Here is a 26,545-nt window from a genome sequence, read left to right on the forward strand (position 1 = left end):
CCACCGCCTTACCCGTCGTCGAGCGCTTGCGCTGATGTCCGCTGCCTTTCTGCCGCGTTCACTTCTGGCGGCGTCGCATCCAAGTGAACCGGAACTGCTGAAAGCCAAGGTCGAGGCTGGTCAACTGCCACCAATGGCTGAGCGCCTGCCGAAAGTGCCGCGCGTGGTGTCCCTTGAAGGGCCTGAGCGAGCGCCGGGGCGCTATGGCGGGACGATCCGCATGTTGATCGGCGGCCAGCGCGATATCAGATATATGCCGATCAATTGTTACTGCCGGCTGATCGGCTATGATCTCGCCTTCAATTTCCAGCCGGATCTGCTGGAACGGTTCGAGGTGGTCGAGGAGCGGATCTTTACCTTCCACCTGCGCGACGGCCATCGCTGGTCGGATGGTTCACCGTTTACGGCAGAGGATTTCCGCTATGTCTGGGAAGACATGTTCCATGACAAGAAACTTCACAAGGGCGGAATTCCCACGGTCTTCCGGGTCAACGACAAGGAACCGGTCTTCGAGGTGCTGGACGCGCTGACCGTTCGTTATACCTGGGAGGACCCTAATCCGGACTTTCTGGCCGAGCTTGCCGCCCCGACCGCAACGCGTCTGATGATGCCCGGTGCCTATCTCAAGCAGTTCCACCACAAATACCAGGCCAAGGAAAAGCTGGAGGAACTGGCCAAACGAAACGGCGTGCAGGATTGGGTGGCGCTGCATCAGAAAATGTCGCGCATCGTGCGCCCGGAAAATCCCGATCTGCCGACGCTGGATGCCTGGATCCCCCGGACTGCGCCGCCATCGGGCCAGTTCATCTTCGAGCGCAATCCCTTCTACCACCGGGTGGACGAGAACGGGGTCCAATTGCCCTATATCGACAAGGTGGTGATGGGCGTTGGTTCCGGCGACCTGATTTCAGCCAAGACCGGCACGGGTGAAAGCGATCTGCAATTCACCAATCTGGATTTTGCCGATTATACCTTCCTGAAAAACGCCGAGAAACGCTATCCGATCAAGGTCGATCTGTGGAAGCGCACCCAAGGGGCGCGCATCGCGCTGATGCCGAACCTGAATTGCAAGGATCTGGTCTGGCGTCAGGTGCTGCTTGATGTCCGGGTGCGCCGGGCGCTGTCCTTGGCAATCAACCGCGAAGAGATCAATAAGGCAGTGTTTTTCGGCCTGGCTCAGGCTTCCGCCAATGCCATCCTGCCCGAAAGTCCGCTGTTCAAGCCGGAATATCGCGATGCCTGGGCCGGGTTCGACCCCGATCAGGCCAATGCGCTGTTAGACGAGGCAGGCTTGGTCCGCCCTGACCGGCATGGCCTTCGCCTGTTGCCGGACGGGCGTGAGGCGGTGCTGATTGTCGAGAGCACCGGGGAAAGCTCCTTCGATTCCGACGTGCTGGAGCTGATTACCGATCACTTCCGCAAGATCGGCTTCCGGCTTTTTGTGCATATTTCGCATCGCGAGCTGTTTCGCCGTCGCATCACCAATGGCGAAACGGTGATGGCTGTTTGGCAGGGATTGGACAATGGCGTGCCAACCGCCGACATGTCGCCACGTGAATTGGCGCCGACCAGTGACGATCAGTTGCAATGGCCGCTTTGGGGCCTGCACACTCTGTCGGGCGGTGGCGACGGCCGAGCACCGGAAATTCCCGAGGCGCGGGCGTTGCTCGACCTGTTTCGGGCTTGGCGGCAGTCCGATTTGCTGGAGGAGCGCACGGCGATCTGGCATGACATGCTGCGGCTCTATACCGATCAGGTCTTTACCATTGGCATCGTCAATTCCGCCTTGCAGCCGGTGGTGAAATCGCGAAAGCTCAGGAACCTGCCGGAAAAAGGCCTGTTCGGCTTCGTCCCGACCTCCCAACTCGGCGTCTATATGCCGGATACATTCTGGTATGATGAGGATGCGACATGATCCGCTATATTCTCTGGCGCATTGCCGTGATGATCCCGACGCTGATCATGATTTCCATGCTGGTCTTCACCATTATCGAGCTGCCGCCCGGTGATTACTTCGAAAGCTATGTCGAGGAAATGCGGGCCATCGGCGAAAAGGCCGATTTGCAGGAAATCGAGGAGCTGAAGGCGCGCTACGGTTTCGACAAGCCCGCGCCGATCCGCTATTTCAACTGGGTGACTGGCTTCGTGCAGGGCGATTTCGGCTATTCCTTCGAATATCGTATGCCGGTGGCCGATGTGGTCGGCGACCGGGTCTTGCTGACCATCCTGGTTTCCACCGTCACCATTGCGGTCACCTGGCTGCTGGCCTTTCCAATCGGCATCTATTCAGCCACCCATCAATATAGCTGGGGCGATTACGGGCTGACCCTGCTGGGCCTGATCGGCATCGCTGTGCCAAACTTCATCCTGGCGCTTGTCATGATGTATTTCGCCAATATCTGGTTTGGCATTTCCATCGGTCACCTCATGGACCAGCGCTTTCTCGGTCAGGCGATGAGCTGGGACAAGTTCAAGTCTATCCTCGAACATCTCTGGATTCCTGTCATCATCATCGGCACGGCTGGCACCGCTGGCATGGTGCGTCGTGTCAGGGCCAATCTGCTGGACGAGCTGCACAAGCAATATGTGATGACGGCGCGGGCCAAGGGGTTGCACCCGTTTCGAGTGTTGATCAAATATCCGCTGCGCATGTCGTTGAATTTCTTCATTTCCGATATCGGCTCCATCCTGCCGACGATTATTTCCGGGGCGGAAATTACCGCCGTCGTGCTGTCTCTGGAAACCACCGGCCCGATGCTGATCCGGGCGCTTCAGGACCAGGACATGTATCTGGCCGGGTCGTTTCTGATGTTCCTGGCGGTGCTGACGGTCATCGGCGTGCTGATTTCGGATATCGCGCTGGCGCTGCTTGATCCACGCATCCGCTTGCAGGGAGGGCGCAGCAAATGAGCGACACACACGCTGGCCCCTCCACCGGTGGCGCGATACCGCATTACGTCTCGCCTTTGCCGTTCGATCCCTATGCGGCGGAGGACGAGGTCACATCCCGACGCTCACCGATCGATCAGGCCTCGCAATTTCGCCTGACCTGGTGGCGATTCAAGCGGCACAAGCTGGCCTATTATTCCGGCATGCTGCTGCTGGCCGCCTATCTGATGATTGTCGTCATCGAATTTCTTGCGCCTTATAATGTCCATACCCGCAATGTGGACCGGATCTACGCGCCGCCGCAAGCTGTGCATCTGTTTGATGATGGGCAATTCATCGGCCCCTTCGTCTATGGTCGGACGATGACGCTGGATATGGATACGCTGAAACGGGTCTATACCGAAGATCCGCAACAGGTGCAGAAGCTGCGGTTTTTCTGCCGTGGTGACGGCTATCGTTTCTGGGGTCTGGTGGAAAGCAATCTGCACCTCGTCTGTCCGGCGGAAGGTGGCAATTTCTTCCTGCTCGGCACCGACCGGCTGGGCCGGGACGTGCTGTCGCGTATTCTCTACGGCGCCCGGATTTCGCTGACCATCGGCCTTCTGGGCGTGATGACCAGTTTCGTGCTCGGCATCGTCATCGGTGGGCTGGCTGGCTATTGGGGCGGCTGGTTCGACATGGTCGTGCAGCGCGTTACCGAAGTGCTGCATTCCATTCCCAGCATTCCGCTGTGGCTGGCGCTGGCGGCGATCATGCCGCCGGACTGGAGCCCGCTGCTGGTTTATCTTGGTATCACCTTCATTCTCGGCCTGTTGGATTGGACAGGGCTGGCGCGGGCGGTGCGCTCCAAGCTGCTGGCGCTGCGCGAAGAAGATTACGTGCTGGCCGCCCAGATGATGGGATCGGGCAGCGCCCGTATCATCGGTCGTCATCTCATTCCCGGCTTCATGTCACATCTGATTGCCAGCGCGACGCTGACCATTCCCGGCATGATCCTCGGTGAAACAACCCTGAGTTTTCTGGGGCTTGGCCTTCGTCCACCAATTACCAGCTGGGGTGTGTTGCTGACAGAGGCGCGCTCGGTCAATGTGATCGCACTTTATCCTTGGCTGCTGTTCCCGGTTGTTCCCGTCATCGTGATCATTCTTGCCTTCAATTTTCTAGGGGATGGTCTTAGGGATGCCGCAGATCCATATAAGTGATCGCTGTATACGGGAACGGCGACCTTTACCCATGCCCATGGCTGTTGCTCAGTCCGTCCGGATTGATTGATCCATGCAGTGACATTTCTTGGAGAGACTGACCACATGTCGAGACGTCTGGGGCAAGCCCGCATCCTCATGTACAGCCATGACACGTTCGGTCTTGGCCATTTGCGCCGCTGCCGCACCATTGCCCATTCGCTGGTGGAGGATTATCGCGGCCTGCAAGTGCTGATCATTTCAGGCGCGACGATTGCCGGTGCCTTCGATTATCGCGCCCGGGTCGATTTCGTCAAAATTCCCAGCGTCATCAAGCTGCGCAATGGCGAATATACCTCGATGGACCGTCATATCGATCTGCATGAAACGCTGAAAATGCGCCAGTCGATCATCCGCCATACGGCGGAAAGTTTCGAGCCTGATATGTTCATCATCGACAAGGAACCGCTTGGCCTGCGCGGCGAAGTGGAGGACACGCTGACCTATCTGAAGACCCGCGGCACCAAACTGGTGCTCGGTCTGCGCGATGTGATGGATGCGCCGCATCTTCTGGAAGCGGAATGGAAGCGCAATGATGTCCTGGCCAAGATTGCCCGGCTCTATGATGACGTCTGGGTCTATGGGCCGCCGGATTTCTATGATCCGCTGACCGGTATAGATGCGCCGCCAGCCCTGCGTTCGAAAATGCGTTTCGTCGGCTTTCTGCAACGCAATGCCTTGACGGGAACGAGGTCGGATCATTCGCCCCAGGGCGATTATCTGCTGGTGACCACCGGTGGCGGTGGCGATGGTGGCGATCTGGTGCGTGATGTGATTGCGGCCTATCAGGCCGATCCGACGTTGGATCAGCCGGCGCTGGTGGTGCTGGGGCCTTATATGCCCGCCGATTTGCGGCAGAAATTCATGGAGGCGGGATCGCGCCATCCGAAACTGACGATGATCGAATTCGACAACCGCATGGAGGATCTGATCGCCGGAGCCAAGGCGGTGGTGGCGATGGGCGGCTATAATACCTATTGTGAAATTCTGTCCTTCGATAAACCGGCCTTGATCGTGCCGCGCACCGAACCGCGCGAGGAACAGCTGATCCGCGCCACCCGCGCTTGCGAACTGGGTCTGGTCAGCATGGTCCTGCCTGACCAATCCAGCGATAGCATGGCGTTTGCGCAGGCCATCAAGGCTGTGTTGAAACGCGATCCGCCCTCGGTCAGTGCGCCCGGCATGCATCTGGAAGGCTTGCCGACCATTTCCCGCATCGTTGCCGATTGTCTCGAAGAGCGCGGTGCCGGACGGTTCTCGGTGGTGCAAGGGTAAGATCGTGCCGCAGCCAACAAAGATTGTCGTTTTACTGAAAGGCTATCCGCGCCTGTCGGAAACCTTTATCGCCCAGGAATTGCTAGGCCTGGAGCAGGCCGGATTTGCACTGGAGCTGGTGGCCATGCGCCGCCCAACCGATAAGAAGCGTCATCCCGTCCATGATGAAATCCAGGCACCGGTGCATTACCTGCCGGAATATCTGCATGAAGAACCGGGGCGCGTGCTGAAAGCCCTGTGGGCCGTGCGGCGTCTGCCCGGTTTTCGCCCGGTTCTCACGCAGTTTTTCAAGGATCTGCGGCGCGATTTCTCTCGCAACAGGTTTCGCCGTCTGGGTCAGGCCATGGTGCTGGTGGCCGAATGGCCTGGCAAGGCGGATTGGCTACATGCGCATTTCATCCACACGCCCGCCTCGGTCGCCTTTTATGCCAGCCTGCTTGGCAGTAGAGGCTTCAGCGTTTCGGCCCATGCCAAGGATATCTGGACATCGGAAAGCTGGGATCTGGCCGACAAGCTGGCCCATGCGGCCTGGGTGGTGACTTGCACAAAAGTCGGCTTCGACCGGTTGAGCGCTCTGGCCGATGGGCGTGACAGCGTCCACCTGAGCTATCACGGGCTCGATCTTGATCGGTTTCCGCATTTCGAGGGCGTGCGTCCGGCTCGTGACGGTTCCGACTCCGCCGATCCGCTGCGGTTGCTATCGGTTGGCCGTGCGGTGAAAAAGAAGGGCTATGATGTGCTGCTGCGGGCGCTTTCAGCGCTTCCCGCCGATCTCAACTGGCATTTTACCCATATCGGTGGCGGTGACGAACTGGTTCGGTTGCAGGCCTTGGCGGATCAGCTTGGCATTGCCAGTCGCATCACCTGGAAAGGCGCGATGGACCAGCGCGATGTGCTGACCCATTACCGCGAAAGCGATCTTTTCGCACTTGCCTGCCGGATCACCGCCGATGGCGACCGCGATGGCCTGCCGAATGTGCTGGTGGAGGCTGCAAGCCAAGGGCTGATGCCGGTCAGCACCACGGTCTCGGGGATATCCGAACTGTTTGTCGATGGCGAAAATGGACTGCTGGTGGAGCCTGATGATGCGCAGGCGCTGGCTTTGGCGCTGGAAAAAGCCATGCGTGATCCGGCCTTGCGCGCCCGGCTCGGGTCCGCCGCCGAGGGCAAGGTGCGGCGTGATTTCGATTATCGCAACAGTATCCGTGACCTGACGGACTTGTTTTCTGGCCGTCAATAAGCGCTTGCATAGGGGCTGATTTCAGGAAATATGCCTTTGACAGCGCGTGATATGGCATTCTTGCGTCTCGCCATTCTGTGAAAAGCGGAAACTCCCCAGGAGCATACGTACATGACTCTTCGCCCGAAACGGGTTTTCTTTTATGTGCAGCATTTGCTGGGTATCGGTCATCTGGCCCGGGCCAGCCGATTGGCCGGGGCCATGGCAAAATCTGGCATGTCCGTGACGTTGGTGACAGGCGGAACGGCGGTCAAGGGATTTCCGGGACCGGGTATCGAGCATGTGCAATTGCCCGCCGTTGTCTCCGCCACGGGCTTTTCCGGTCTGGTCGATAGCGAAGGCAAGCCGGTTGATGCGAGTTTCGAGACAAGCCGGTCGGCCCTGCTGTTGGCGGCCTTCGAGGCGGTGCGGCCTGATGTGGTCATCATCGAGGCTTTTCCGTTTGGTCGCAGGCAGGTGCGCTTCGAGCTTTTGCCGCTGCTGGACGCGATCAAGGCCACGCATCCCAAGCCGTTGCTGCTGAGTTCGGTGCGCGACATCTTGCAGGAAAACCGCAAGCCCGGTCGCGACAAGGAAACCGTGAAATTGGTGCAGGACCATTTCGACGGCGTTCTGGTGCATGGCGATCCGCAATTCGTCGAGCTGGAAGAGACGTTTCCGCTGGCAAAGACCATTCATGACAAGCTGCATTATACCGGCCTGGTTGCCGCGCCCGAGCCGGAACCGGCAGAAGAGGTCTTCGACATCGTCATCTCGGCGGGGGGAGGGGCGGTTGGTGCCGCCTTGATCGAAGCGGCGCTGGATGCCCGCGATAGTCTCGGCGGTGATCTCGGTGAACAGCTGCGCTGGTGCCTGATTACCGGACCCAATCTGCCTGAGTCCGACTATGAGCGCTTCACCCAGCGCGCACCCGGCACCGTTGCGCTCTATCGCTTTCGCCCGGATTTCCCGGCCTTGTTGCCCAAGGCGAAACTGTCGATTTCACAGGCGGGATATAACACCGTCTGCGATCTGTTACGGGCCAGATGCCCGGCGCTGCTGGTGCCGTTTGCGGCAGGCGGCGAAACCGAGCAGACGGTGCGGGCGGAAAAACTGGAGGCGCTGGGCCTGGCCGTTGTCATCGGCGAGGACGGATTGAATGGCGAGGCCATGGCGAAGGCGATCACCAAGGCGCTGAAATTGAAGTTTCCTAAAAAACTGTCTGTTTCGCTGAACGGTGCCGCGGAAACGGCGCGGCTGGTCAAGGAGTTGGTGGAGCAACGGCAGGCGGGGTGAGGGGCTTTATGCCTCACATCTCTGATGGATGTGAGGTATTTGCACGCTCTTTAAGCTCAGCATGATTGCCACGCTCATCACAGCCCAAGCTGGCGATAATGCTCCAGATACCAGTCCATGGTGGCCTTGACGCCAACATCCAGTGTTGTCGTCGGTTTCTGGCCGGTGAGCGCCACCAGCAGGTCAGGGCTGGCGAAGGTGCGTGGCACGTCACCCTGCTGCATCGACAGCATTTTGCGTTTCGTCGGGCGGCCCATGATGGTCTCGATGGTCTCGATGAAATCCATCAGCGCGATCGGCTGGCCACCGCCGATATTGATGACGCGGAATGGCGCGTTATGGGAGAGCGTATCCAGGTTTTCCGGGATGCGGACCCGGTTTTCCTCGCTGGGAGCAATGGCAGAGAGGGCGATCACACTGTCGATCAGGTCGTCGATATAGGTGAAATCGCGGCTCATCTTGCCTTCGCCATAGATCTCGATGGCTTCATCGGCCAGCATCGCCTTCATAAACTTGAACAGTGCCATATCCGGGCGACCCCATGGGCCATAGACGGTGAAGAACCGGAAGGCTGTGGTCGGCACTTTGTAGAGATGGGCATAGCTGTGCGCCATCAGCTCCATGCCTTTTTTGCTGGCGGCATAGAAGGTCATAGGCTCGTCGGCCCGGTCGGTTTCGCGGAAGGGTACTTGCGGATTGGCGCCATAAATCGATGAGGTCGAGGCCAGCATCAAATGGCCGATCTGCAATTGCCTGGCGATTTCGACAATGTTCCAGGAGCCGATCAGGTTGGAATCCAGATAGGCTTTCGGGTTTTCGAGACTGTAGCGCACCCCTGCCTGGGCGGCGAGGTGGATGATGACGTCGGGCTTGGCCTGATCCACGGCCCGCTCAAGCGCGTCGCGGTCCTCCAGCATGCCAATGACGCTGGTAAAATTTGGAAACTGAGCAAGAGCAGCGTTGCGGGCTTCTTTCAGTTTCAGATTGTAATAGGCGGTCATGCCGTCATAGCCGGTGACGGTATGGCCATCCTGAAGCAAACGACGGGCCAGATGAAAGCCAATAAAGCCAGCGGTGCCGGTGATGAAATAGCGCACGAGAGAACTCACTTTCCAGATGGACGAAGCCGTTGTGTTTAAGGAACGACTGTCCCGGCAAGTCAAGCGGGTTCTGGTAAAAGCCTTGATTTGATTTTGCTTAGGCGGCTCTGGTCTGCGTGCGGTCTCTTGGATCGGCACCAAGCTTGAACTGATCGACCAGACCCATCAGCGTATCGGCTTCGTCGGCCAATTGGCGGGTGGCGGCATTGGTTTCCTCGACCATGGCGGCATTGCGCTGGGTCATCTGGTCCATGCCGTTGACGGCGGAATTGACCTCGCCCAAGGCCGTGGACTGGTCGCGGCTGGCCAGCGCAATCGCTTCGACGCGCTGTGAAACGCTGACGATTTTCGTTGAGATTTCCGAAAGAACTTCGCCCGTGCGCTGTACCAGCTTTGCACCGGCGGCGACTTCCGTGCTCGACGTGTTGATCAGCCCCTTGATATCTTTGGCGGCATTGGCCGAGCGTTGCGCCAATTCGCGCACTTCCTGGGCAACCACCGCAAAGCCCTTGCCCGCTTCGCCAGCACGGGCGGCTTCGACGCCGGCGTTCAGGGCAAGCAGGTTGGTCTGGAAGGCGATCTCGTCGATGACGTCAATGATCTGGACAATCTGGCCGGAGGCATTTTCGATCCGGCCCATGGCTTCAATGGCGCTTGCGACAACCTTGGAGGAGGTATCGGCAGCGGTTTTTGTCTCGGCAACGATGGTGTTAGCGGCCTGGGCCTGTTCGGTCGAAGATTTCACCGTGACGGTGATTTCATCGACGGCGGCGGCGGTCTGTTCCAACGATGCGGCCTGCTGTTCGGTGCGTTTGGCCAAGTCATCAGCGGCAGCGGTCATTTCGCCCGCATTGCGCTGGATCATATAGGTATTGGCGCGGATCTGGCGCATTGTGTCCTGAAGGTTTTGCAGCGACGTGTTGAAATCGACGCGCAATTGTTCGAGACGGCCGGTGAAAGGCGTATCGATGGTGACGGAGATATCGCCGCTGGCCAGCCGCCCCAATCCCCCCGCAAGGGCATTGACGGCAAATTCGATCTGCCGGTCAACGGCCTGTTTTTCAGCATCGTTACGGCGTCGTTCTTCCTCGGCCTCATTGCGCTCAGCCTCGCTACGCTGCTCGATATCGATCTTCGACAGCGCATTCTGTTTGAACACGCCGAGCGCGCGGGCCATTTCGCCGATTTCATCGACGCGGGCTTCCCCGCTGATGCCAGTGTCCAGCTTGCCATCGGCCAGACGGCGCATGGCCGCGGTGATCTGACCGATCGGCCCCTTGAAGGTAAGAACAAGGCCGATACCGGCAAACAGTGAAATCAGCAGGCCGAGGGTCATGGCGCCGATGGAAATCGAATTGGCGTCACGGCGTTCTTCCCCAGCGCTGACTTTTTGCATTTCAGCAAAAGACGTCAGCTGCTGCCAGATTCGGTCGAGATCGGTGCTGGCGGTCTGGAAATTGGTCTGACGATCCTGGCTGATCTTGACCAATTCGGTGCTGGCCTTTTCCATCAGGGCGATGGCGGGTGACAGCTTGGCTTCAAGCGGCGCATAGAGACCAAAGGAGCCGGATGTGCCTTTGAGTGCCGCGAGCGCTGTTTTTAACCCGGCGAATTCCCTGCGCAGGCTTGTGAGATTCTGCTCGGTCGGTGCCAGCATGAAGCTGGCGGTGGTGATCTGGAACCTGTAGGCGGCATCGATCAGGCCGCGCCCATCGGTCAAAAGCAGCTGCGCCTTTTCCAGCGGCACGTCCATTTCGCCGAAGCGGGCTGTGGCATCCTTCATTTTCTGTTGTGCGGCAAGGCCGAGATAGGCGGAAAGCTGGGTAAAATTCCGCAGCTTGGTCGCCATGGCCTCGGCCACTTCAGGAGATTTGTCGCCTGCTGTGACCATGTCGCCGAGATCCTTGATGATGGTCTCGATGGTACGGGCGGCGGATTTGTTCTTTTCCGGCAGGGCAGCGGCCAGAGGTGGCTGGCGGGTCTTCATCTCAGTGAGATTGGCAGCGACGTAATCGAATTTCTCTTCCGGGGTCGTCAGGCTGCCGAATTTGCGATTGATATCCGTCAGAAAGCCGCTGGTCAGTGCAATCTTGTCGGCGTCGCGCAACATCTGCTTGGCGGCGGTCTCGTCGGCCTGGATCGACAGGGTGACTTTCTTCAGGGCCTCGGTGAGATCATTCTGGGCAGCGACAATATCGGCTGTTCCCTGGTTCATGTCCTTGATCAGGCTGGATTCCGTTTCATGCAGCGACCAGAGCGTCCCCATGTGGTTGACGACGCCATCGACGGCGGTCGAAGCCTTTTCCAACTCGCTTCGGCCATCGGCATTGGAATCGAGTTGATCCAGCGTGCGCTTGAGCACCCGCTGCTGTTCCTTCAGTTTTTCGGTGACCGCATTGCGGCTTTGTTCCGTGGTCTTGTCGAGAAAGTCTGTCATCGCGATAGAGACATCTCGAAATCCGCTCAAGGATTGCAATACGCTGTTGGAAATCTCCATCCGGCCCTGAAGCAGGCCGGAGGCGTAGAGACCGGTGAAGCCGACCGCGCCGATGGTGACGACGAAGGGCAGGATGAAAATCAACACCTTGGTCTGAATGCGGAAACGCGACAGCAAGCGATCTATGAACATGGGGTCCAGCTTCTCCAAAGCCATGTCACCTGGCCGGATACGCCTATCTGGCGCAGACGGCTGAGCGATTGAGGCAGCAAATGCAAAGCGATTTCCGGATAAGGACGGCATGTCTTGAGCGGCAAGTCTCTGCCATCGCTGTCCAGAAGCGTGTCAGACCTCTCACAGTCATTGTGCAGGCGCTGGCGGTCAACCGACATCATCGTCAATCAACGACATTAGGAGGTGTTTGTTAAGATCGACTTAAATTTGCCATTTCCCCCTTTTTATCAAGGGTATATTATGATCTTCTATATAAGGTATATCAATGTTATTGAAGGAAAATACCGACGCTGGCACTCCGTCCGCTCGCATCGATCACCGTGAGTGTTGAGTAACCATTGCCATCGGGTGTCCAGCGAGTGGTGCGAGTACGAGCGAGATCCGGCAAGGCCTGTCCATTGGCCAGCCAGCGGAAGGGTGCACGGCCCGCCTGAAGTTTCAGCACCAGTGGAAGTTGCGCGCCATCGGCGGTCCGGCCAAGTTCCACATGGGCGCCTTCCGGCGGATAGACGATCATCGGCGGTTTTTCGCGGGCATTGAGGGCAATCAAGCCGCTGGCGTCGCGTGAAAAGCGCCTGAGGCCGGGTGTCAGATCGCTCTTGGCGATCCGCAAGGCGCCCTCTGGCGGCGGGGGCAGGGGGGCTTGCGGCAGTTTGGACCGGGCAAAAGCCTCAAACAACACAGTTGCTGCGGTGCCGTAGCCGGTCAGGCCAGGAATGGCACTGTTATCCGCCCTGCCGATCCAAACCCCAATCACCGTGCGGCCATCATAACCGATCGACCAGCCATCGCGGTAGCCATAGCTGGTGCCGGTCTTATAGGCGATCCGACCGGTCAGCGCGCCAAGCGGCGGGGCGACACCAGACAGGATATCGGTGATGTTCCAGGCCGCTGCCGGTTCCAGCAGGCGTCCGGGCTGAACATGAGCGCCACCGGGGATAGCGCAGTCGCGCAGCCGGATGGCGCTGCCTTGCCGGGCAAGGGCGGCATAAAGCCCGACGAGATCCTTCAGCGTTGTACCGGCACCGCCCAGCGCGATGGCCAGCCCAGGGGTTTCCGCCTTGGGAAGATCGATCCTGATATCGGCTCGTTTCAGCCGGGCGAGCAATTGCGAGGGGCCGACCGCTTCCAGCAAGCGGACCGCAGGCACGTTCAGCGACAGTTGAAGAGCATCGCGGATGGTGACGTCGCCCTGATAATGCATGTCGAAATTTTTCGGCCGATAGCCGGCGAAATCGGCGGGACGATCCTCGATCACCGTATCCTGGGCAATCAAGCCCTGTTCGAAAGCCAGGCCGTAGATCAACGGTTTCAGCGTCGAGCCTGGTGACCGCTTGATGCGCGTCATGTCGATCCAGCCGGAGCGGCTGGCATCGAGATAGGACGCGGAACCGACCCGGGCGAGGATTTCGCCGGTGCGGATGTCGGCGGCGAGAATTGCCACTGAGACCTTTGGAGGCAGTCTTTGGGCGGCTTGTCTCGCCACGGTTTCCAGGGCGGCCTGCACATCTTTTTTGAGTGTGGTCGGATAGATCAGGCTTTCTGGCCGCTTGCGCCGCTCGGCATCGCCGACATGGGCGGCGAGCATCGGCAATTCCAGCCTTGTCTTCGGGATCGGCACGGCGCTCGCCAATTGCCGGTCCTGCGCAGACACAATGCCGGCTTTTTCCATGCGGGCCAGCACCCGGTCGCGGGCGGCAAGGGCATTCTCGGCAAAGCGGTCGGGCCGTCGCCGTTCCGGCAATTGCGGCAGGGCGACAAGCAGGGCTGCTTGCGCAGGCGTCAGATGTTTCGGCTCCTTGCCGAAATAGGCAAGCGAGGCGGCCCGCACCCCTTCGAGATTGCCGCCATAGGGGGCATGGGTCAGGTAGAGATCGAGAATGGTGGCCTTGTCCAACCGGTGCTCGATCTGGATGGCCCGCAGCGCTTGCTGGGTTTTGGCCAGAAAGGAACGTGATTTTCGAGGTTCGATCAGCCTTGCCACCTGCATGGACAGCGTTGAGGCACCTGACACGATTCGGCCATGGCGGATGAGCTGAAGGGCCGCCCGGCCAAGCGCCAGCCCATCGACGCCGGAATGCTGATAGAAACGCCGGTCCTCATAGGCGACCAACATGCGCACAAGCAGCGGATCGACATCGGCGGCCACGGTTTTTAGCCGCCAGCGTCCCTCCTGCGTGGTGAAGGCCCGCAGCAATTGCCCATCGGCATCCAGAAGTTCTGCCGAATTTGGGCTGATCGCATCAAGTGGCGGAGGAAAGGCCGCATCCAGCCGGTTCAGCCCATGCCAAACCGCCCCGCCGACAAGCAGGCAGGCAAGTAGCACCAAACCGAATGTCGCGCCGCGCCGCATCACTGTTCTGCCTTGACCTCCATGCGTCCCATCGCGGTGCGGGCGTAGCGCTGTGGGCGATACATGTCCTCGACGCTGGCGGCGGGAAGGTCGAATACGCCCGGTGTCACGGCACGCACCACATAGGCCAGAACCATGTCACCACTGTCCTGGCTGGCACTGTCGAGGGCAGCGACAAACCGGTCGTCGCGGAATTCCAGATGGGCGGCTTTGGTCTCGCCCAGCCAGTCGAAATTGGCGAGATCAGCACTGCCGACCAGGGCCGGATTGTCGATTTCCAGGCCAGCGGGAAGGAGGTCCGTCACCAGCAATTGGCTTGGCAGGCTCTGTGCTCCGGCGCCGTTTGCAGCTTGGGCAACTTTCAACACCACGACATAGCGCTGATTCTGCACGGCCTCACTGATGTTCACCGGCTCGCCGGAAAGCGTGTAATAGCTTCGTTCAATGGTGAAGCCTTCGCTGGCCGCAGGCAGCGGGTATTTCGGCACGGCCACGGTGGTAACTGTTGCCGTCAGCGGATCGGCCCCGGTATTGTCCAGCGTCACTGGCTGATGCATCAGGTCCTCGCCCTCGATTCTCGCCCTATAGCCGCCGGTTTTCAGGCTTCCATTGACGGTGACGGAAAGGCCATCGTCGCTTTTGTCCAGCGCCCGGGCGGCCAGCAGCATCCAGCTTTCCTCCTGAGTGCTTGTATAGGACTTGCGCTTCCAGTCTTCGATCACCGACCTGCTCAGCGCCGGGATGATCGGTGGCACGGGCCGGGCCTCGGCGGCCAGCGCCAGAATGGCCGCGCCGTCGCGCAATTGCGAGCCGTAGTCCGAACGGGCCAGACTGACTGGCGTGATCGAGCCTTGCTGCGATTGAGCGCTTGCGGTGCGGAAGATCGCCTCAGCCTTGACCGGGTCGCCATAGAGCGACAGGGCGGCAGCCAGATGCGCCTTGGACAGCGGCGTCGGGAACCGGTCCAGCATCGTATCGGCATAATAGCGCAGGTCGCTGATCGCGGCGCGGCGATTGCGGGCCAGCACATAGAGCGCATAGGCAATTTCATTGCCCTGCGCTTCGACATCGGTGTCATAGGACAGCTTGTTGGCCAGATTATCGAGCGCTTGCACCAGGGCAGCATCGGGGACATCGAAGCCCTTTTCACGGGCGCGGGTCAGGAAATCACTGACATAGGCGTCCAGCCACAGGTCTTCCGAACCGGGTGCCCAAAGGCCGAAACTGCCTTGCGCCGCCTGATAGGACAGCACCCGGTAGATGGCGTCCTGAATGCGCCGGTTGATATCGGCATCAGCGGGCAGACCGGCGACATTGGCGAGATCGTTGAGGTAGAGCAGCGGCAGCGCCCGGCTGGTGGTCTGCTCGGCGCAGCCATAGGGGTAGCGGTCAAGGCTTGTCAGCAGGGCGGCAATGTCGAAATTAGCACTGCGCGACACCGAGATGCTCAGCGACGCGCCTTGCAGCACGCTATCGGCCAGAAGATCGCTGTCCACGCTCAGGCTTTTGCCAGCCGCCAGCGGCAATTCGCGCCGCGTCGTCACCGGCAACGCGGCTGGGCGCACCGGTAGATCCAGCGAGCGGGTGAGCGACAGCCCAGTGTTCTTTGTCTCCCCGGTATTTGCGCCTGTGGCAGGGGTTCCTGCACCATTATTCTCACCAGTAAAAGTCGTTCCGACAGAGGTAAGCGCCACGGAAATCGTGCCATCGCCGGGGGCAAGCCCCTTCAACCCGATCGATAGGCTGGTCCGCGCACCGGCCTTCAGCGTCACTGGGATCTGCGCTTTGGCAGGGTCGATTTCCACCGACGGATTGCCCTTCAGCGATAGCAGATAATCTCCATCCGGCGCATCGGTGGCGGCCAGATCGAGCTGGAGCCGGGCCTGGTCGCCGGGGGCGAGGAAGCGGGGCAGGGAAGCGGTGATGACCACGGGGTCGCGGACAATCACATCGGTTTGCGCATGGCCGATACCGGTGCGGTTCCAGGCGACGGCCATCAGGCGCACGGTGCCGTTGAATTGCGGAATGTCAAACTCCACCTGCGCCTTGCCGGTATGGTCGAGATGAACAGGGCCGGAAAACAGCGCCACCAGTTTTTCCTTGGGCGGGCTGGCCTGCAAGGCCATCATGCCGCCATCGCCGCCGGTGCGCAGCTTGCCCATGGCGCCGAGCGATCCGTCGATCAACTGACCGTAGAGATCGCGCATTTCGATGCCCAAACGCCGCTGGCCAAAATACCAGCCATCCGGGTCCGGCGCCTCATAGCGGGTGAGGTTGAGAATGCCGACATCCACCGCCGCCGCCGTCACATAGGCATCATTGCCGCCACCAGTGACGCTGATTGGTACGGTCAGCTTGCGGCGCGGCTCGATCTGCTGCGGCGGCGTCAGCTTGATGGCCAGCTTGCGGTTGGCCGGATCGACACTGAGCCAGGTGACGCCGATGGCGCGCATCGGCATACGGGTCTCCTGGCTTTCGCCCGGACGATAAAGGGTTGCGGTGATATAGGTGCCGGCACCCAAATTGTCGGTGACGGGAATATCGATCTCACCACCGGTGGCGGCAAGGCTGGCGGTCTGCGTCGCGATCAGGGTCTCGGAGCCGATGGTCACCAGAACCTCACCAGCATAGCGCGACGATACTTTCAGCTTGGCGGTTTCACCGATCTTGTAGACTGGTTTGTCGAGGCCGATTTCCAATGCGTCCGGGGTTTCGGTCGAGCCCGCTTCAACAAACCAGCCCGCATTGAATTCGATGCTGGAGGCAGCGCCATTCGGTGTTGGCGCATCGACTTCCAACCGGTAACGGCCCCAGCCGACCGGCATCGGCAGATCGGTTTTCCCCGCGCCGATATCGATGGTGCCGCTGGCGGCAAGCTTGGTGGTGGTGATCGGCTCGAAGCGCCAGGCGCTGCCATCGCGATACCATTGATAGTTACGCTCCAATTGCAGCAGCTTCCACTTTGTGCCTGGAAGCGCTTGCGGCTTGCCATCGGCATCAAGCGATAGGAGCTGGAAATGTCCTGTGCTGTTTTCGGAAAGCTCGCCGGAAAACTCCGGCTTGATGCCGATGGCGGGCTGGCCGGTCTCAACCGGCAGGGTCAATTGCCGCTCCACTGCCCGGCCGCCGCCTTCCTTCAGGCGCACGGACAATTGCGCTTGCAACAGCTGCGTGGTGGCGGGCAGATCATCAACCTGAAGATCGACGCTGCCATGGCCCTTGTCATCCAGCGGTTCGAGAGCGTCCAGTGTCAGGCTGCTATTGTCTCCGGCCTCTTCATCGGCAAGGCCGAAGACGAAACCGGGCAGATCGTCGCGGGTGCGGGTCGGCTTGATAACCATGTCGCCTTCCAGCGCAAGCCCAGCAGCCGGTGCGCCGTAGAGATAGCGTCCATCGACACCAACCGACAGCGGCATGCCGGGTTTCAGCACGTCCGCTGCCGGTTTCAGATCGAATTCGATCCGGTCGGGCAGGAAATCATCGACGAGAAAGGTCTTTTCGGCAATGGCCGGTTTTTTCGGATCGACATGAATGCCCAGCGTCCAGGTGCCGCGCATCACCGAGGTATCGAGAGCCAGATCCACAACATGGCCGCCAAGACCGGCACCGGTACTGACCATGCGGCGATATTCCACGCCGTCTGGCCGTGTGAAAATAAAGGTCAGCGGCAGGCCGTCAATGGCTTCCGCGCCGATGTCGCGGGCCAGGGCTGCAACATGCACCGTATCGCCGGGGCGGTAGATGCCACGTTCCGTCCAGGCGAAAATATCGATGGCGCCCGGCGCGGTGCGCCCGGTGACGCCCCGGTCCGACAGGTCGAAACCGGCCTTGGTCATGTCGAGGAACACGAAATCCTTGCCTGGCTGCTCGCCGGTCAGAACGGCAGGCGCTAGCGCAGCCCCGGAGCGCATCAGGCCAGCCGAAAAGGTGGCCCGGCCCTGTTCATCGGTGGTGGCAGTGCCGAGGATTTCGTTGTTGCGGGCCAGCAGCTTCAGCTCGACACCGGCGATTGGCTTGGCGGAGTTCAGCGAGCGGGCAAACACGTTCAACCCGTCAGTACCGGCAAAGGTGGAAAGGCCGATATCGGACACCAGGAACCATTGGGTGGCGCGGTCTTCCCATTCATCACTTTTCCCGGCAGCGGCGGCGGCTGTCAGCACATAGATGCCGGGCTTGCGCTCCGGTAAAGCCTCGTCCACCGGAAAACTGGTGGTGACTTCACGGTTCAGGCTGCTTTCAATGTCGATGGCGCCTTGCCAGACCAGTTCGCCATTGTCCTTTTCAATCCGGTCGGCGCCATAGCCGCTAAGCTGGGAGAGAAATTGCGAATTGCTCATCAGCGGCGCAATCGCCCGCTCGCCGATCCGGTAAAGTTTCAGATTGGCCCGCTCGGTATTAACAGAGACCAGCGGAATGCCGCGCCGCGCTGCGGATGGCAGTACGAAATGGTCGCCGGTAAAGCGCACGGTCGGGCTGCGGTCGCGGATATAGACGTCGATATCGGTCTTTGCCGCCAGCGGTTCATCGACGGAGGAGGGCAGGCCTTCCCGCAGCCCAATCGTATAGCGCTGGCCATAATCCAGCCCCTCGACGCAAAGCTGGCTGTCCTTGGCTTCCAGCACCTTTGGCGGCTTGCCATTGACGGTGACGAAGGCGGTATAATCCGTGCCGCGATTGATCAACGGATCAGAAAATTGCACGCAGGCGCGGGGGCTGGCGGCATCGGCATCGACGCTATTGCCGGTGATGCGAAAACCCTTGGTGGCTTTCAGCGCCAGATAGGCGGCGCGAACAGTCTTATCGGCGGCAAGCTCAAGGCTCGCCTTATAGGCGTTCAGCGCAGCGCGGAAATTCTCGTTTTTCTCCAGCGCTTTGGCCAGCACAGCCAGCGCATCGGCTCGCTCCTTGGCGCTGCGGGTCAGGTCATAGCCGAGAAGGGCAGCGTAAAGCCCCTGATTGGCATTTGCGCGATCATCCTTGATGGTGTTGGCGGCACGAGCGGCGCTGATCCACAGGCTGGCATCCTCAGGGGAAAGCTGGGCGGCGGCCAGAAACCCGGCCAGGGCGTCCGCTCCTTTGCCCGCCGACAGGCTGGCATGGGCGCGTCCGATCAATCCGTTCAGGCCCAGGTCGGGCTGTTCAGCTGTTTGGGCCAGGCGCGCCTTGAAGGCGCTCGCCTGGGTACGCAGACCATCGGAGATGAAGCCGAGCTTTGCGGGCGCGCCGATATCCGGCTCGGTAGCACTGGTGACGATCTTACCGGCAACGGCGCCCGCGAAAGGGCTGATCTGGTTGAAATCCGATTTCAGGAAGCACCAGCGGGCCTTGATATTATAGGTGAAGGCGCGGCAGGATTTGTCATCGATACAGCTTGCCTGGCATTGGTCCAGCGTGACGTTTTGCGCGGTGCGCAGGTCAAAGCCGCTGTAATCGCCATCCTGGGTCAGGGCGATGCTGCGGTTGGTTTCGGCAGCCATCGCCGGTTGTACGGGAGCAGGCAATAGGGTGGCTGGCAGCATAAAGCTCAGGAGGGCAAGCACCGTCCCGGCGAATATCCGTTGCAGACCCATGACAATTGCCCCTCTTTCCGTCAATCAACCGGCGCGTCGCGACGAGCCGCCCATGTCTCGTGCAGTCTCTTATCCAAAGGCTCGACAACGCTCACGCATTCCCGCCCTGAAAACCGTTGCGACGGCCCTTAGTCCATCCTGGACTTGAAGGTGTCGCGCATGGAATGCGGCCTGCCATCTTTCATCGCAGGCCCTTTTACTCTTCCGATTTAACCATTTGGTGTCAATGAGGTTTTTCGTCGATCACCACATCGACCCGCAGATCGCGGCCTGCCTGCCAGCCATTCCAGGCCGCGCCAAGGCCGAGGGCGACAAACAGCAGGGCGGCCCAGGCGAAACTGCCTGTGAAGCCACGGATCAGCCCGACGAGCAGCGGGCCAATGGCCGCCAGACAATAGCCGACGCATTGCGCCATGCCCGATAGATGGGCGGCAATTTGCGGGCTGCCGGAGCGCAGCACGATGGCCGTCATGGCCAGTGCAATCAGGCCGCCCTGACCGATGCCTTGCAGAACGGCCCAGATCCACAGGGTGGAAAGCGGTGCAAACAACAGGCCGATCAGCGCGATGACAGCGAGAAGGGCAACGGCGGCGTTGACAAGGCTTTGGTTCCTGCCCCGAACAGCAAGCTGCGGCGCGACAATACAGGCCGCCGCCTGCACCATGACCGAGACCGAAACGACCGCGCCTGCCGTTACCCCATCCAGCCCGCGTTCCCGCAGGATCGGCACCAGCCAGCCGAACACACAATAGGCCAGCGCCGATTGTAATCCGGTGTAAAGCGTCACGTTCCAGGCCAGCCGGTCGCGCCACAGGCCCTTCACCTCGGCCTTGAACCCTGGCCTTGCAGCATGGGCGGAAAAGGCCTGCGGCAGAAACAGCAGGAACACCACGGCAGCCGGAAGCGCCCAGGCGGCAAGGCCGATAGCCAGCGAACCGCCGCTGGCCGCCTCGATTGGTAAGGTCATCCCGGCAGCGGCCGCCGCGCCACCACAGAGCGCCATGGTGTAAAAGCCGGTCATCAACGCGGCCCGGTCGGGAAAATCACGTTTCACCAATCCCGGCAGCAGCACATTTCCGATTGCAATGCAGGCACCCGCCAGAGCCGTGCCGAAAAACAGGGTGGGAAGGCTGGAAAAGCCGCGCAGGGCGGTGCCGATGGCAAGAAACGCCATGACGGCCAACAGGGTCTTTTCCGCGCCGTAGCGGTCGCCAAGTCTTGGCGCCAGGGGTGAGAAGACCCCAAGGCAAACCACCGGCAGGGTGGTGAGCAGGCTGGCACCCAGCACGGAGAGACCCAATTGATCGCGTATTTCCGGCAGCAGCGTCGAGGCGCTGGAAAACAACGGGCGCAGGTTGAAGGCAATCAACACGAGGCTGATGCCCAAAACGATGCGCGACAGAGGCGACCGGCCTGATGCCTGCGGCGGGAGACGGGCGTCTTCGGCCTGCGCATCGATTAGCAATTCGTCGCCAAGATCAAGCTTGGGATGGGCATTCGTCATCGGTTAAGGCTTTCAGAGGAGGCAATGTCATCAAGAAAGATAAGCACCGGCTGCATGAAGGCGCGCACAGCATTGTCTGCTTGGCCGGGATCGCCGCTGGCGATGGCATCGACAATAGCGCGGTGGGCGTCAAGGTCCGGTTCCGGCAGCAGGCCGCCGGTGGTCGCCTCGATGGTCTGGGTAATCGAGCGGGTGAAAAACTCGTAAAGCTCCAGCATGGCGGCGTTTTCCGATGCGGCGATCACCGCCCGGTGAAAGGCCAGATCGCGAGCGATAAAAGCGTTACGGTCAGGATCGGCACCGGAATGGCCGCGCTGGTCCAGCAGCGCATGCAATTGCCTGACGGTGGCGGGTCTTGCCCTGACGGCTGCCAGCCGAGCCCCTTCCACATCCAGCGCCAGCCGAGCTTCCAGCCGGTCGCGCAGGCTGGTGCGGCGGGCAAGATCCAGCGGTTCGGGGGTGATCCGATCTTTTATCACATAGGTGCCGGAGCCTTGGCGGGTTTCCAGCAGGCCCTGCGCCACCAGCACCCGCACGGCTTCGCGGATCGTGCCGCGGCTGACATGCAGCGCTTCAGATAGGCTTTGCTCATTCGGCAATTTTTCGCCGATCCGCCACGCGCCACGTCCAAGCGCGGTTCGAATGCGTTCGGCGGCCCCATCGGCCAGATTGGTTTTTTGCACGGGTCTCATTTGACAATTGATAAAGTCATCCGATGACTTTATCAATTGTTGTCGCGCATTTATTTCAGTGGATCTGTATGGGCGGTTCGCTTCGCGCATGATAGGGACCGTTAATTCGCTCCTTCTTTATCAAGGCCTACAGTCGTGATCCGTTCGCTCCTTGCCAATTTTCAGACATCTCGTGCCACCGGTCCGGCCATCATGCTGGCGGGGATGCTGATGTTTGCGCTGAACGATGCCATGGCCAAGGCGCTGGTGGCCCATTACGGTCTGGGGCAGGTCGTGGTGCTGCGCAGTGTCGCGGCGCTGCTGATCCTGCTGCCGTTTATCGTTCGCGGCGGGCTTTCTCCTATCCTCAGCGTTGAACGGCCTTGGATGCAGCTTGCCCGAGTGACGTGCTCGACGGTTGAAATCATCGGCTTCTACTATGCCGTCAGCTATTTGCCGCTCGCCGATGTGATGACCTATTGGCTGGCCGCGCCGATCTATGTTGCGGCCTGCGCGCCGTTTCTGCTGGGGGAAAAGCTTGGCTGGCGGCGTATCACCGCCATCGTGGTCGGCTTTATCGGTGTGATCATCACGCTGGAACCGTCGCGGGCGATGTTTTCGGCACCGGCGCTGATTTCCATTATTGGCAGCGCTGCCTTTGCTTTCATGATGCTGTCCGGTCGTTCGCTGCGGGCTACGCCGGATAAGTTGCTGGTGCTGTTCCAGGTGACGGCGGCGCTGGTTGGCGGACTGTTTTTCGCGCCCTTCGATTGGGTCGAGATCGGTTCCGTCACCGATATCGTCATGCTCGGCCTGCTTGGCATTGTTGCCATGGCGGCGCATATGCTGGTCAATCGGGCACTGAAAATATCCGATGCCGCAGCGGTGGCACCCTTGCAATATACGCTGCTGCTATGGGCCGTGCTGTTCGGCTGGCTGTTTTTTGGCGACGTGCCACGCACCGGCATGGTGATCGGCGCAGCCCTGATTATCGGCTCCGGCCTGTTCATCTTCTTCCGCGAGCGGCATTTGAACAAGACCGACTGCGTGCTGCCGGCGGTGCCTGAATAGAGGTTATTGTTTCGGCTCTGGCCGGCTGACGACGAAAGCTGCTGAGCAGAGAAGGATGATCCCGGTACCAACCCGCACGAAAAGCGGTGCCGACGAGAAGAACCACATCACGACAAAACTCAGGCCCATCGCCAGAACGGCGGCAATCTTGGCGCGTCGTGAGATTGCGCCTTGGCGGCGCCAGTCCAGCAGCGGTTGGCCGAAACGGGGATGGTCGAGCAACCATTGCTCAAAGCGCGGCGAGGAGCGGGCAAACAGGGCGGCGGCGAGGATGATGAATGGTGTGGTCGGTAGCACTGGCAGGAAAATGCCGACAATGCCCAGCCCGACGAAAAACCAGCCCAAGCCCAGCAATATCAGCCGCATGTGTATTCCCTCAAACCAGATCCTATCCATGATACAGGATTTTTTGGGTATGTACTCCGGGGGCGGATAGATCAATCTCTCTGTCTGCCAGCGCATGGTGACGTCAACGCTGGCAGACAGGCGATGAAACTCTATGCCTTATGGGCAGCAACGGCGGCATCATAGGCAGCAACCAGTGTTGCGGCGCGTTCTTTGACCACATCGGCCTTGTCGCCGGGCTTGTAGAGGCTGGTGCCGATGCCGAAGGCGCGGACGCCCGCCTTCAGATAGTCGCCGAAATTGTTTTCGCCAACGCCACCCACGGCGCCGATTGGGAAATTGGCGGGCAAAATGGCCTTGATGGCATTGATGCCGCTTGGTCCCAGCACGCTGGCGGGGAAGAATTTGATCGCCGAGGCACCGGCCTTGATGGCGGCCAGCGCTTCCGTCGGGGTAAAGGCACCGGGCATGGAGACCATGCCCAGCCGGGCGGCCTGGCCAATGACTGCCGGGTCGGTGTTCGGTGTCACCAGAAGGTTGCCACCAACACTGTGCAATTGCTCGACCGAACCGGCATCCAGCACGGTTCCCGCGCCGATCAGCACACCATCAGGCGCACGTTTGCGGGCCTTTTCAATAGAAATGAACGGATCGGGCGAATTCAGCGGCACTTCGATGGCCTCGAAGCCCTGTTCGAGAAGCACATCGACAACGCTTTCGATGTCCTCAGGACCGATGCCGCGCAGGATGGCGACCAGTTCGCGCTTCAACTGCGGCCATGGGGTATGGGTGGTGGTCATGATCTGTCCTAACGTCAGTTTTCAAGAATGGCCTTGGCGGCGGCAAACAGACCGTCGCGCACCAGAGCGCTGCCGTCAAGAATGCTGGCCTTGCCGTCCGCCAGGGTGATCGCCTTGGCATAAAGCGCCGAGAGCGCTTTCGAGCCGACGATATGCACGGTCTTGCCGGAACCGATCCACTCACGCATGCCCGCGATTTCCGCGCCGATCAGCAGGCCGGAGAGCCGGCTGGCCGCCTCATTGGCTCCAGGCGATGAAAGCAGACCGGCGGCACGGATCGAAAACAGGCTGGTGGTCAGGGTGAAATTTTCGCCCAGCGCTTCGCTGACCGCATCGGCAAATACGGTCTGGTCGGTTTCTGCCGGGGCTTGCTGGATCGACAGGCGCAGGATCGATTGTTTGGCAATCAGGTCAAACAATTCGCCGGTCATGACGGTGCGGAATCTCTGCACCACGCCGTTTTCCAGATCCACCCATTTGCAATGGGTGCCGGGCATGCAGATCACGCCCGAAGCCATGCCGCCCGCCACAACGCCAGCCAGCTGGGTTTCTTCGCCACGCATTACATCGAAAGGTCCGGTCTTGATCTGGCAAAGGCCGGGCAGAATATAAACCGGGCGCGATGCTTTCGGGCTGACGCTATGGTGATGGAGACCGGACAGCGAGGCTGGCGTTTCGACATAGGGCGCTTCCAGCCAACCGGCGCGAGCGCCCGCCATGCCAGCGATCACCACCGGCATGTCCAGAGGCGCTGACAGCGCCTCCAGATGTTCTTCCAACACGGCGGCAAACCGGTTGTCTGCCGCGCATGCCGACATGCCGTCGGCAGACTGGCGCTCACCGAGCACATTGCCCGCGCCATCCACCAGCCAGAGGCGGAAATTGCTGGTGCCCCAATCGGCAAGCCCAACGAAGGGCTGGCCTGGTTCTGCCAGTGTTTCGGTTTTGTCAGCCATGCTGGTCAACCGCGCTTATTGCAGGTCTTCCGGCAGCAGGGCGACCGGAATGTTCTGATAGCTGACCGGACGCAGGAAGCGGCGGATCGCCATCGTGCCAACAGAGGTTGCGCCGAAATTGGTGGTGGCCGGATAAGGCCCGCCATGCACCATGGCATCGCAAACCTCGACACCGGTCGGGAACCCGTTGGCCAGCACGCGACCGGACTTGCGCTCCAGGATCGGCAGCAACGTCCGGGCGATCGGCGCATCAGCGTCATCCATCTGTAGCGTCGTGGTCAGCTGGCCAACCAGACTTTCGGCAATGCCGACCATTTCATCTTCGTCCTTGACGGTGACGAACACACCTAGCGGACCGAAGACTTCCTCGCTCAACACATGGTTTGCCAGCCAGTTTTCACCTGTCGTGGCAAACAGATAGGGCTTGGCATTGCGCAGGTCGCAGGTGGATGTCAGCACGGACTGGACGCCCGAGGTTTCCTCGATGCGCTTGGCACCTTCGCGGTAGGCATTGGCAATGCCATCGGTCAGCATGGTCTGGGCATTGGCGGCGGCGAGCGCGATCTTGGCGGTTTCCAGGAAAGCGTCGGCCTCAGGGCCTGCCTTGATGATGGCGATGCCGGGATTGGTGCAGAACTGGCCAGCCCCCATGGTGAGCGAACCGGCCCAACCCTTGGCAATCGCTTCGCCACGGGCCGAGACGGCGGCAGGCAGCAGGAACATCGGATTGACCGATCCCAGTTCACCGAAGAATGGAATGGGCTCATCACGGCGCACGCAGAGATCAAACAGCGCACGGCCACCGCGCAGCGAGCCGGTAAAGCCGACGGCGCGGGTCAACGGATGCAGGCAGATGGCTTCGCCGGTTTCGCGGTTGCCGCCCTGGACCAGCGAGAAGGTGCCGGGATGAACACCGGTGCTCTTGATGGCGGCGTGGATCGCCTGGGCGACGATTTCCGCCGTGCCGGGATGGGCTTCATGACCCTTGACGACAACAGGGCAACCGGCGGCCAGCGCCGAGGCGGTATCGCCGCCAGCGGTGGAGAAGGCCAGCGGGAAATTCGACGCGCCGAACACGCCGACCGGGCCGATGGGCCGCTGCATCAGGCGAATGTCGGGGCGGGGCAGGGGCTGGCGTTCTGGAAGGGCCGCATCGTAGCGTCGGTCGAGATAATCGCCCTTGCGGATATGCTCGGCAAACAACCGCAGCTGGCCGGTGGTGCGGCCACGCTCGCCGACGAGGCGGGCTTCCGGCAGGCCGGTTTCCTGGGTGCCGATCTTGGTGATTTCATCGCCGCGTGCATCGATTTCCTCGGCGATGGATTCCAGAAACTTGGCGCGCTCTTCGCGGGAGGAGTAGCCGTAGCTGGCAAAGGCCTGTTCGGCGGCTTTCATGGCGCGGTCCACCAGAGCGGCAGAGCCCAGGAAGAATGTATGGCTCTCGCCCGAAGCGGGGCTGGAGGTGAAGGTTCCCGTACCTTCGACCCATTCGCCGGCAATCAGGTGTTTTCCGGTGAGGTTCAGCGTCATGGAGCAGTCCTTTCAAAAGTGTCGTTCGGCAGGCGGGACGGCAATTAACCGGTC

Annotated in this window: 17 protein-coding genes; 7 read left to right on the forward strand and 10 right to left on the reverse strand. The window is 60.5% G+C overall.

From position 1 onward, the window contains the following. Positions 1-34 precede the first annotated feature (34 nt). The 6 genes from H1Y61_RS04225 to H1Y61_RS04250 all read left to right on the forward strand — a co-directional run bounded on the left by H1Y61_RS04225 (position 35) and on the right by H1Y61_RS04250 (position 7,920). Positions 35-1,915 carry an ABC transporter substrate-binding protein gene (locus tag H1Y61_RS04225; RefSeq protein ID WP_180574404.1) on the forward strand — a complete coding sequence of 627 codons (1,881 nt, stop codon included), beginning with the start codon at positions 35-37 and terminating at the stop codon, positions 1,913-1,915. Beyond that, the gene (locus H1Y61_RS04230) at positions 1,912-2,910 is read left to right on the forward strand and encodes an ABC transporter permease (RefSeq protein WP_180573794.1); all 999 of its coding nucleotides are present in this window, start codon (positions 1,912-1,914) and stop codon (positions 2,908-2,910) included. Before H1Y61_RS04225 ends, H1Y61_RS04230 begins: the two co-directional genes overlap by 4 nt. Then, positions 2,907-4,091, forward strand: coding sequence for an ABC transporter permease (locus tag H1Y61_RS04235; protein ID WP_174111834.1), 1,185 nt, complete (start codon positions 2,907-2,909; stop codon positions 4,089-4,091). The genes H1Y61_RS04230 and H1Y61_RS04235 overlap by 4 nt, the downstream gene beginning before the upstream one ends. Before the next feature lie 105 nt (positions 4,092-4,196). Further along, positions 4,197-5,405 carry a glycosyltransferase family protein gene (locus tag H1Y61_RS04240; RefSeq protein ID WP_180573795.1) on the forward strand — a complete coding sequence of 403 codons (1,209 nt, stop codon included), beginning with the start codon at positions 4,197-4,199 and terminating at the stop codon, positions 5,403-5,405. Positions 5,406-5,409: 4 nt separating this feature from the next. After that, positions 5,410-6,645, forward strand: a complete 1,236-nt coding sequence (locus H1Y61_RS04245; protein ID WP_180573796.1) for a glycosyltransferase family 4 protein — start codon at positions 5,410-5,412, stop codon at positions 6,643-6,645. Between the two features lie 111 nt (positions 6,646-6,756). Continuing rightward, entirely contained in the window at positions 6,757-7,920 is a 1,164-nt protein-coding gene (locus H1Y61_RS04250; RefSeq protein WP_180573797.1) for a glycosyltransferase family protein, read from the forward strand. Positions 7,921-7,997: 77 nt separating this feature from the next. On the opposite strand, the gene H1Y61_RS04255 is transcribed toward H1Y61_RS04250, so the two are convergent. The 6 genes from H1Y61_RS04255 to H1Y61_RS04280 all read right to left on the reverse strand — a co-directional run bounded on the left by H1Y61_RS04255 (position 7,998) and on the right by H1Y61_RS04280 (position 21,810). Then, positions 7,998-9,017, reverse strand: a complete 1,020-nt coding sequence (locus H1Y61_RS04255; protein ID WP_180574405.1) for an NAD-dependent epimerase/dehydratase family protein — start codon at positions 9,015-9,017, stop codon at positions 7,998-8,000. A gap of 100 nt (positions 9,018-9,117) precedes the next feature. Continuing rightward, positions 9,118-11,649 carry a methyl-accepting chemotaxis protein gene (locus H1Y61_RS04260; protein ID WP_180573798.1) on the reverse strand — a complete coding sequence of 844 codons (2,532 nt, stop codon included), beginning with the start codon at positions 11,647-11,649 and terminating at the stop codon, positions 9,118-9,120. 310 nt (positions 11,650-11,959) lie between these two features. Further along, positions 11,960-14,044, reverse strand: coding sequence for a penicillin-binding protein 1C (gene pbpC, locus H1Y61_RS04265; protein WP_180573799.1), 2,085 nt, complete (start codon positions 14,042-14,044; stop codon positions 11,960-11,962). Continuing rightward, the gene (locus tag H1Y61_RS04270) at positions 14,044-19,563 is read right to left on the reverse strand and encodes an alpha-2-macroglobulin family protein (protein WP_235680874.1); all 5,520 of its coding nucleotides are present in this window, start codon (positions 19,561-19,563) and stop codon (positions 14,044-14,046) included. Before H1Y61_RS04270 ends, pbpC begins: the two co-directional genes overlap by 1 nt. Positions 19,564-19,837: 274 nt before the next feature. Then, complete coding sequence (locus tag H1Y61_RS04275; RefSeq protein ID WP_180573801.1) at positions 19,838-21,118, reverse strand: CynX/NimT family MFS transporter; 1,281 nt, start codon at positions 21,116-21,118, stop codon at positions 19,838-19,840. Then, positions 21,115-21,810 (reverse strand): FadR/GntR family transcriptional regulator, encoded by a 696-nt coding sequence (locus H1Y61_RS04280; protein WP_180573802.1) that lies wholly within the window; start codon positions 21,808-21,810, stop codon positions 21,115-21,117. The genes H1Y61_RS04275 and H1Y61_RS04280 overlap by 4 nt, the downstream gene beginning before the upstream one ends. Before the next feature lie 192 nt (positions 21,811-22,002). On the opposite strand from H1Y61_RS04280, the gene H1Y61_RS04285 reads away from it, so the two are divergent. Further along, complete coding sequence (locus tag H1Y61_RS04285) at positions 22,003-22,860, forward strand: DMT family transporter (protein WP_180574406.1); 858 nt, start codon at positions 22,003-22,005, stop codon at positions 22,858-22,860. Between the two features lie 3 nt (positions 22,861-22,863). Here the strand turns inward: H1Y61_RS04285 and H1Y61_RS04290 are convergent, their stop codons facing one another. The 4 genes from H1Y61_RS04290 to H1Y61_RS04305 all read right to left on the reverse strand — a co-directional run bounded on the left by H1Y61_RS04290 (position 22,864) and on the right by H1Y61_RS04305 (position 26,491). Next, positions 22,864-23,226: a YbaN family protein gene (locus H1Y61_RS04290; protein WP_180573803.1), complete on the reverse strand. Its 363-nt coding sequence runs from the start codon at positions 23,224-23,226 to the stop codon at positions 22,864-22,866. Positions 23,227-23,357: 131 nt separating this feature from the next. Next, positions 23,358-24,005 carry a 2-dehydro-3-deoxy-6-phosphogalactonate aldolase gene (locus tag H1Y61_RS04295; protein WP_015917238.1) on the reverse strand — a complete coding sequence of 216 codons (648 nt, stop codon included), beginning with the start codon at positions 24,003-24,005 and terminating at the stop codon, positions 23,358-23,360. A 14-nt stretch (positions 24,006-24,019) separates the two neighbouring features. Next, the gene (locus H1Y61_RS04300; RefSeq protein ID WP_180573804.1) at positions 24,020-24,961 is read right to left on the reverse strand and encodes a 2-dehydro-3-deoxygalactonokinase; all 942 of its coding nucleotides are present in this window, start codon (positions 24,959-24,961) and stop codon (positions 24,020-24,022) included. Positions 24,962-24,976: 15 nt separating this feature from the next. Continuing rightward, a complete protein-coding gene (locus H1Y61_RS04305) occupies positions 24,977-26,491 on the reverse strand; it encodes an aldehyde dehydrogenase (NADP(+)) (protein ID WP_180573805.1) in 1,515 nt (504 codons plus the stop codon). Between the last annotated feature and the right edge of the window lie 54 nt (positions 26,492-26,545).

Origin of the sequence: Agrobacterium vitis (assembly GCF_013426735.1) — a bacterium.
GTDB classification, from domain to species: domain Bacteria; phylum Pseudomonadota; class Alphaproteobacteria; order Rhizobiales; family Rhizobiaceae; genus Allorhizobium; species Allorhizobium vitis_D.

Excerpts from the sequence above, each read along its gene's own strand:
- H1Y61_RS04225 (WP_180574404.1), top strand. The coding sequence starts at position 35 with ATGTCCGCTGCCTTTCTGCCGCGTTCACTTCTGGCGGCGTCGCATCCA.
- H1Y61_RS04230 (WP_180573794.1), top strand. The coding sequence starts at position 1,912 with ATGATCCGCTATATTCTCTGGCGCATTGCCGTGATGATCCCGACGCTG.
- H1Y61_RS04235 (WP_174111834.1), top strand. The coding sequence starts at position 2,907 with ATGAGCGACACACACGCTGGCCCCTCCACCGGTGGCGCGATACCGCAT.
- H1Y61_RS04240 (WP_180573795.1), top strand. The coding sequence starts at position 4,197 with ATGTCGAGACGTCTGGGGCAAGCCCGCATCCTCATGTACAGCCATGAC.
- H1Y61_RS04250 (WP_180573797.1), top strand. The coding sequence starts at position 6,757 with ATGACTCTTCGCCCGAAACGGGTTTTCTTTTATGTGCAGCATTTGCTG.
- H1Y61_RS04260 (WP_180573798.1), bottom strand. The coding sequence starts at position 11,649 with ATGTTCATAGATCGCTTGCTGTCGCGTTTCCGCATTCAGACCAAGGTG.
- pbpC (WP_180573799.1), bottom strand. The coding sequence starts at position 14,044 with ATGCGGCGCGGCGCGACATTCGGTTTGGTGCTACTTGCCTGCCTGCTT.
- H1Y61_RS04270 (WP_235680874.1), bottom strand. The coding sequence starts at position 19,563 with ATGCTGCCAGCCACCCTATTGCCTGCTCCCGTACAACCGGCGATGGCT.
- H1Y61_RS04275 (WP_180573801.1), bottom strand. The coding sequence starts at position 21,118 with ATGACGAATGCCCATCCCAAGCTTGATCTTGGCGACGAATTGCTAATC.
- H1Y61_RS04280 (WP_180573802.1), bottom strand. The coding sequence starts at position 21,810 with ATGAGACCCGTGCAAAAAACCAATCTGGCCGATGGGGCCGCCGAACGC.
- H1Y61_RS04285 (WP_180574406.1), top strand. The coding sequence starts at position 22,003 with ATGCTGGCGGGGATGCTGATGTTTGCGCTGAACGATGCCATGGCCAAG.
- H1Y61_RS04290 (WP_180573803.1), bottom strand. The coding sequence starts at position 23,226 with ATGCGGCTGATATTGCTGGGCTTGGGCTGGTTTTTCGTCGGGCTGGGC.
- H1Y61_RS04295 (WP_015917238.1), bottom strand. The coding sequence starts at position 24,005 with ATGACCACCACCCATACCCCATGGCCGCAGTTGAAGCGCGAACTGGTC.
- H1Y61_RS04300 (WP_180573804.1), bottom strand. The coding sequence starts at position 24,961 with ATGGCTGACAAAACCGAAACACTGGCAGAACCAGGCCAGCCCTTCGTT.
- H1Y61_RS04305 (WP_180573805.1), bottom strand. The coding sequence starts at position 26,491 with ATGACGCTGAACCTCACCGGAAAACACCTGATTGCCGGCGAATGGGTC.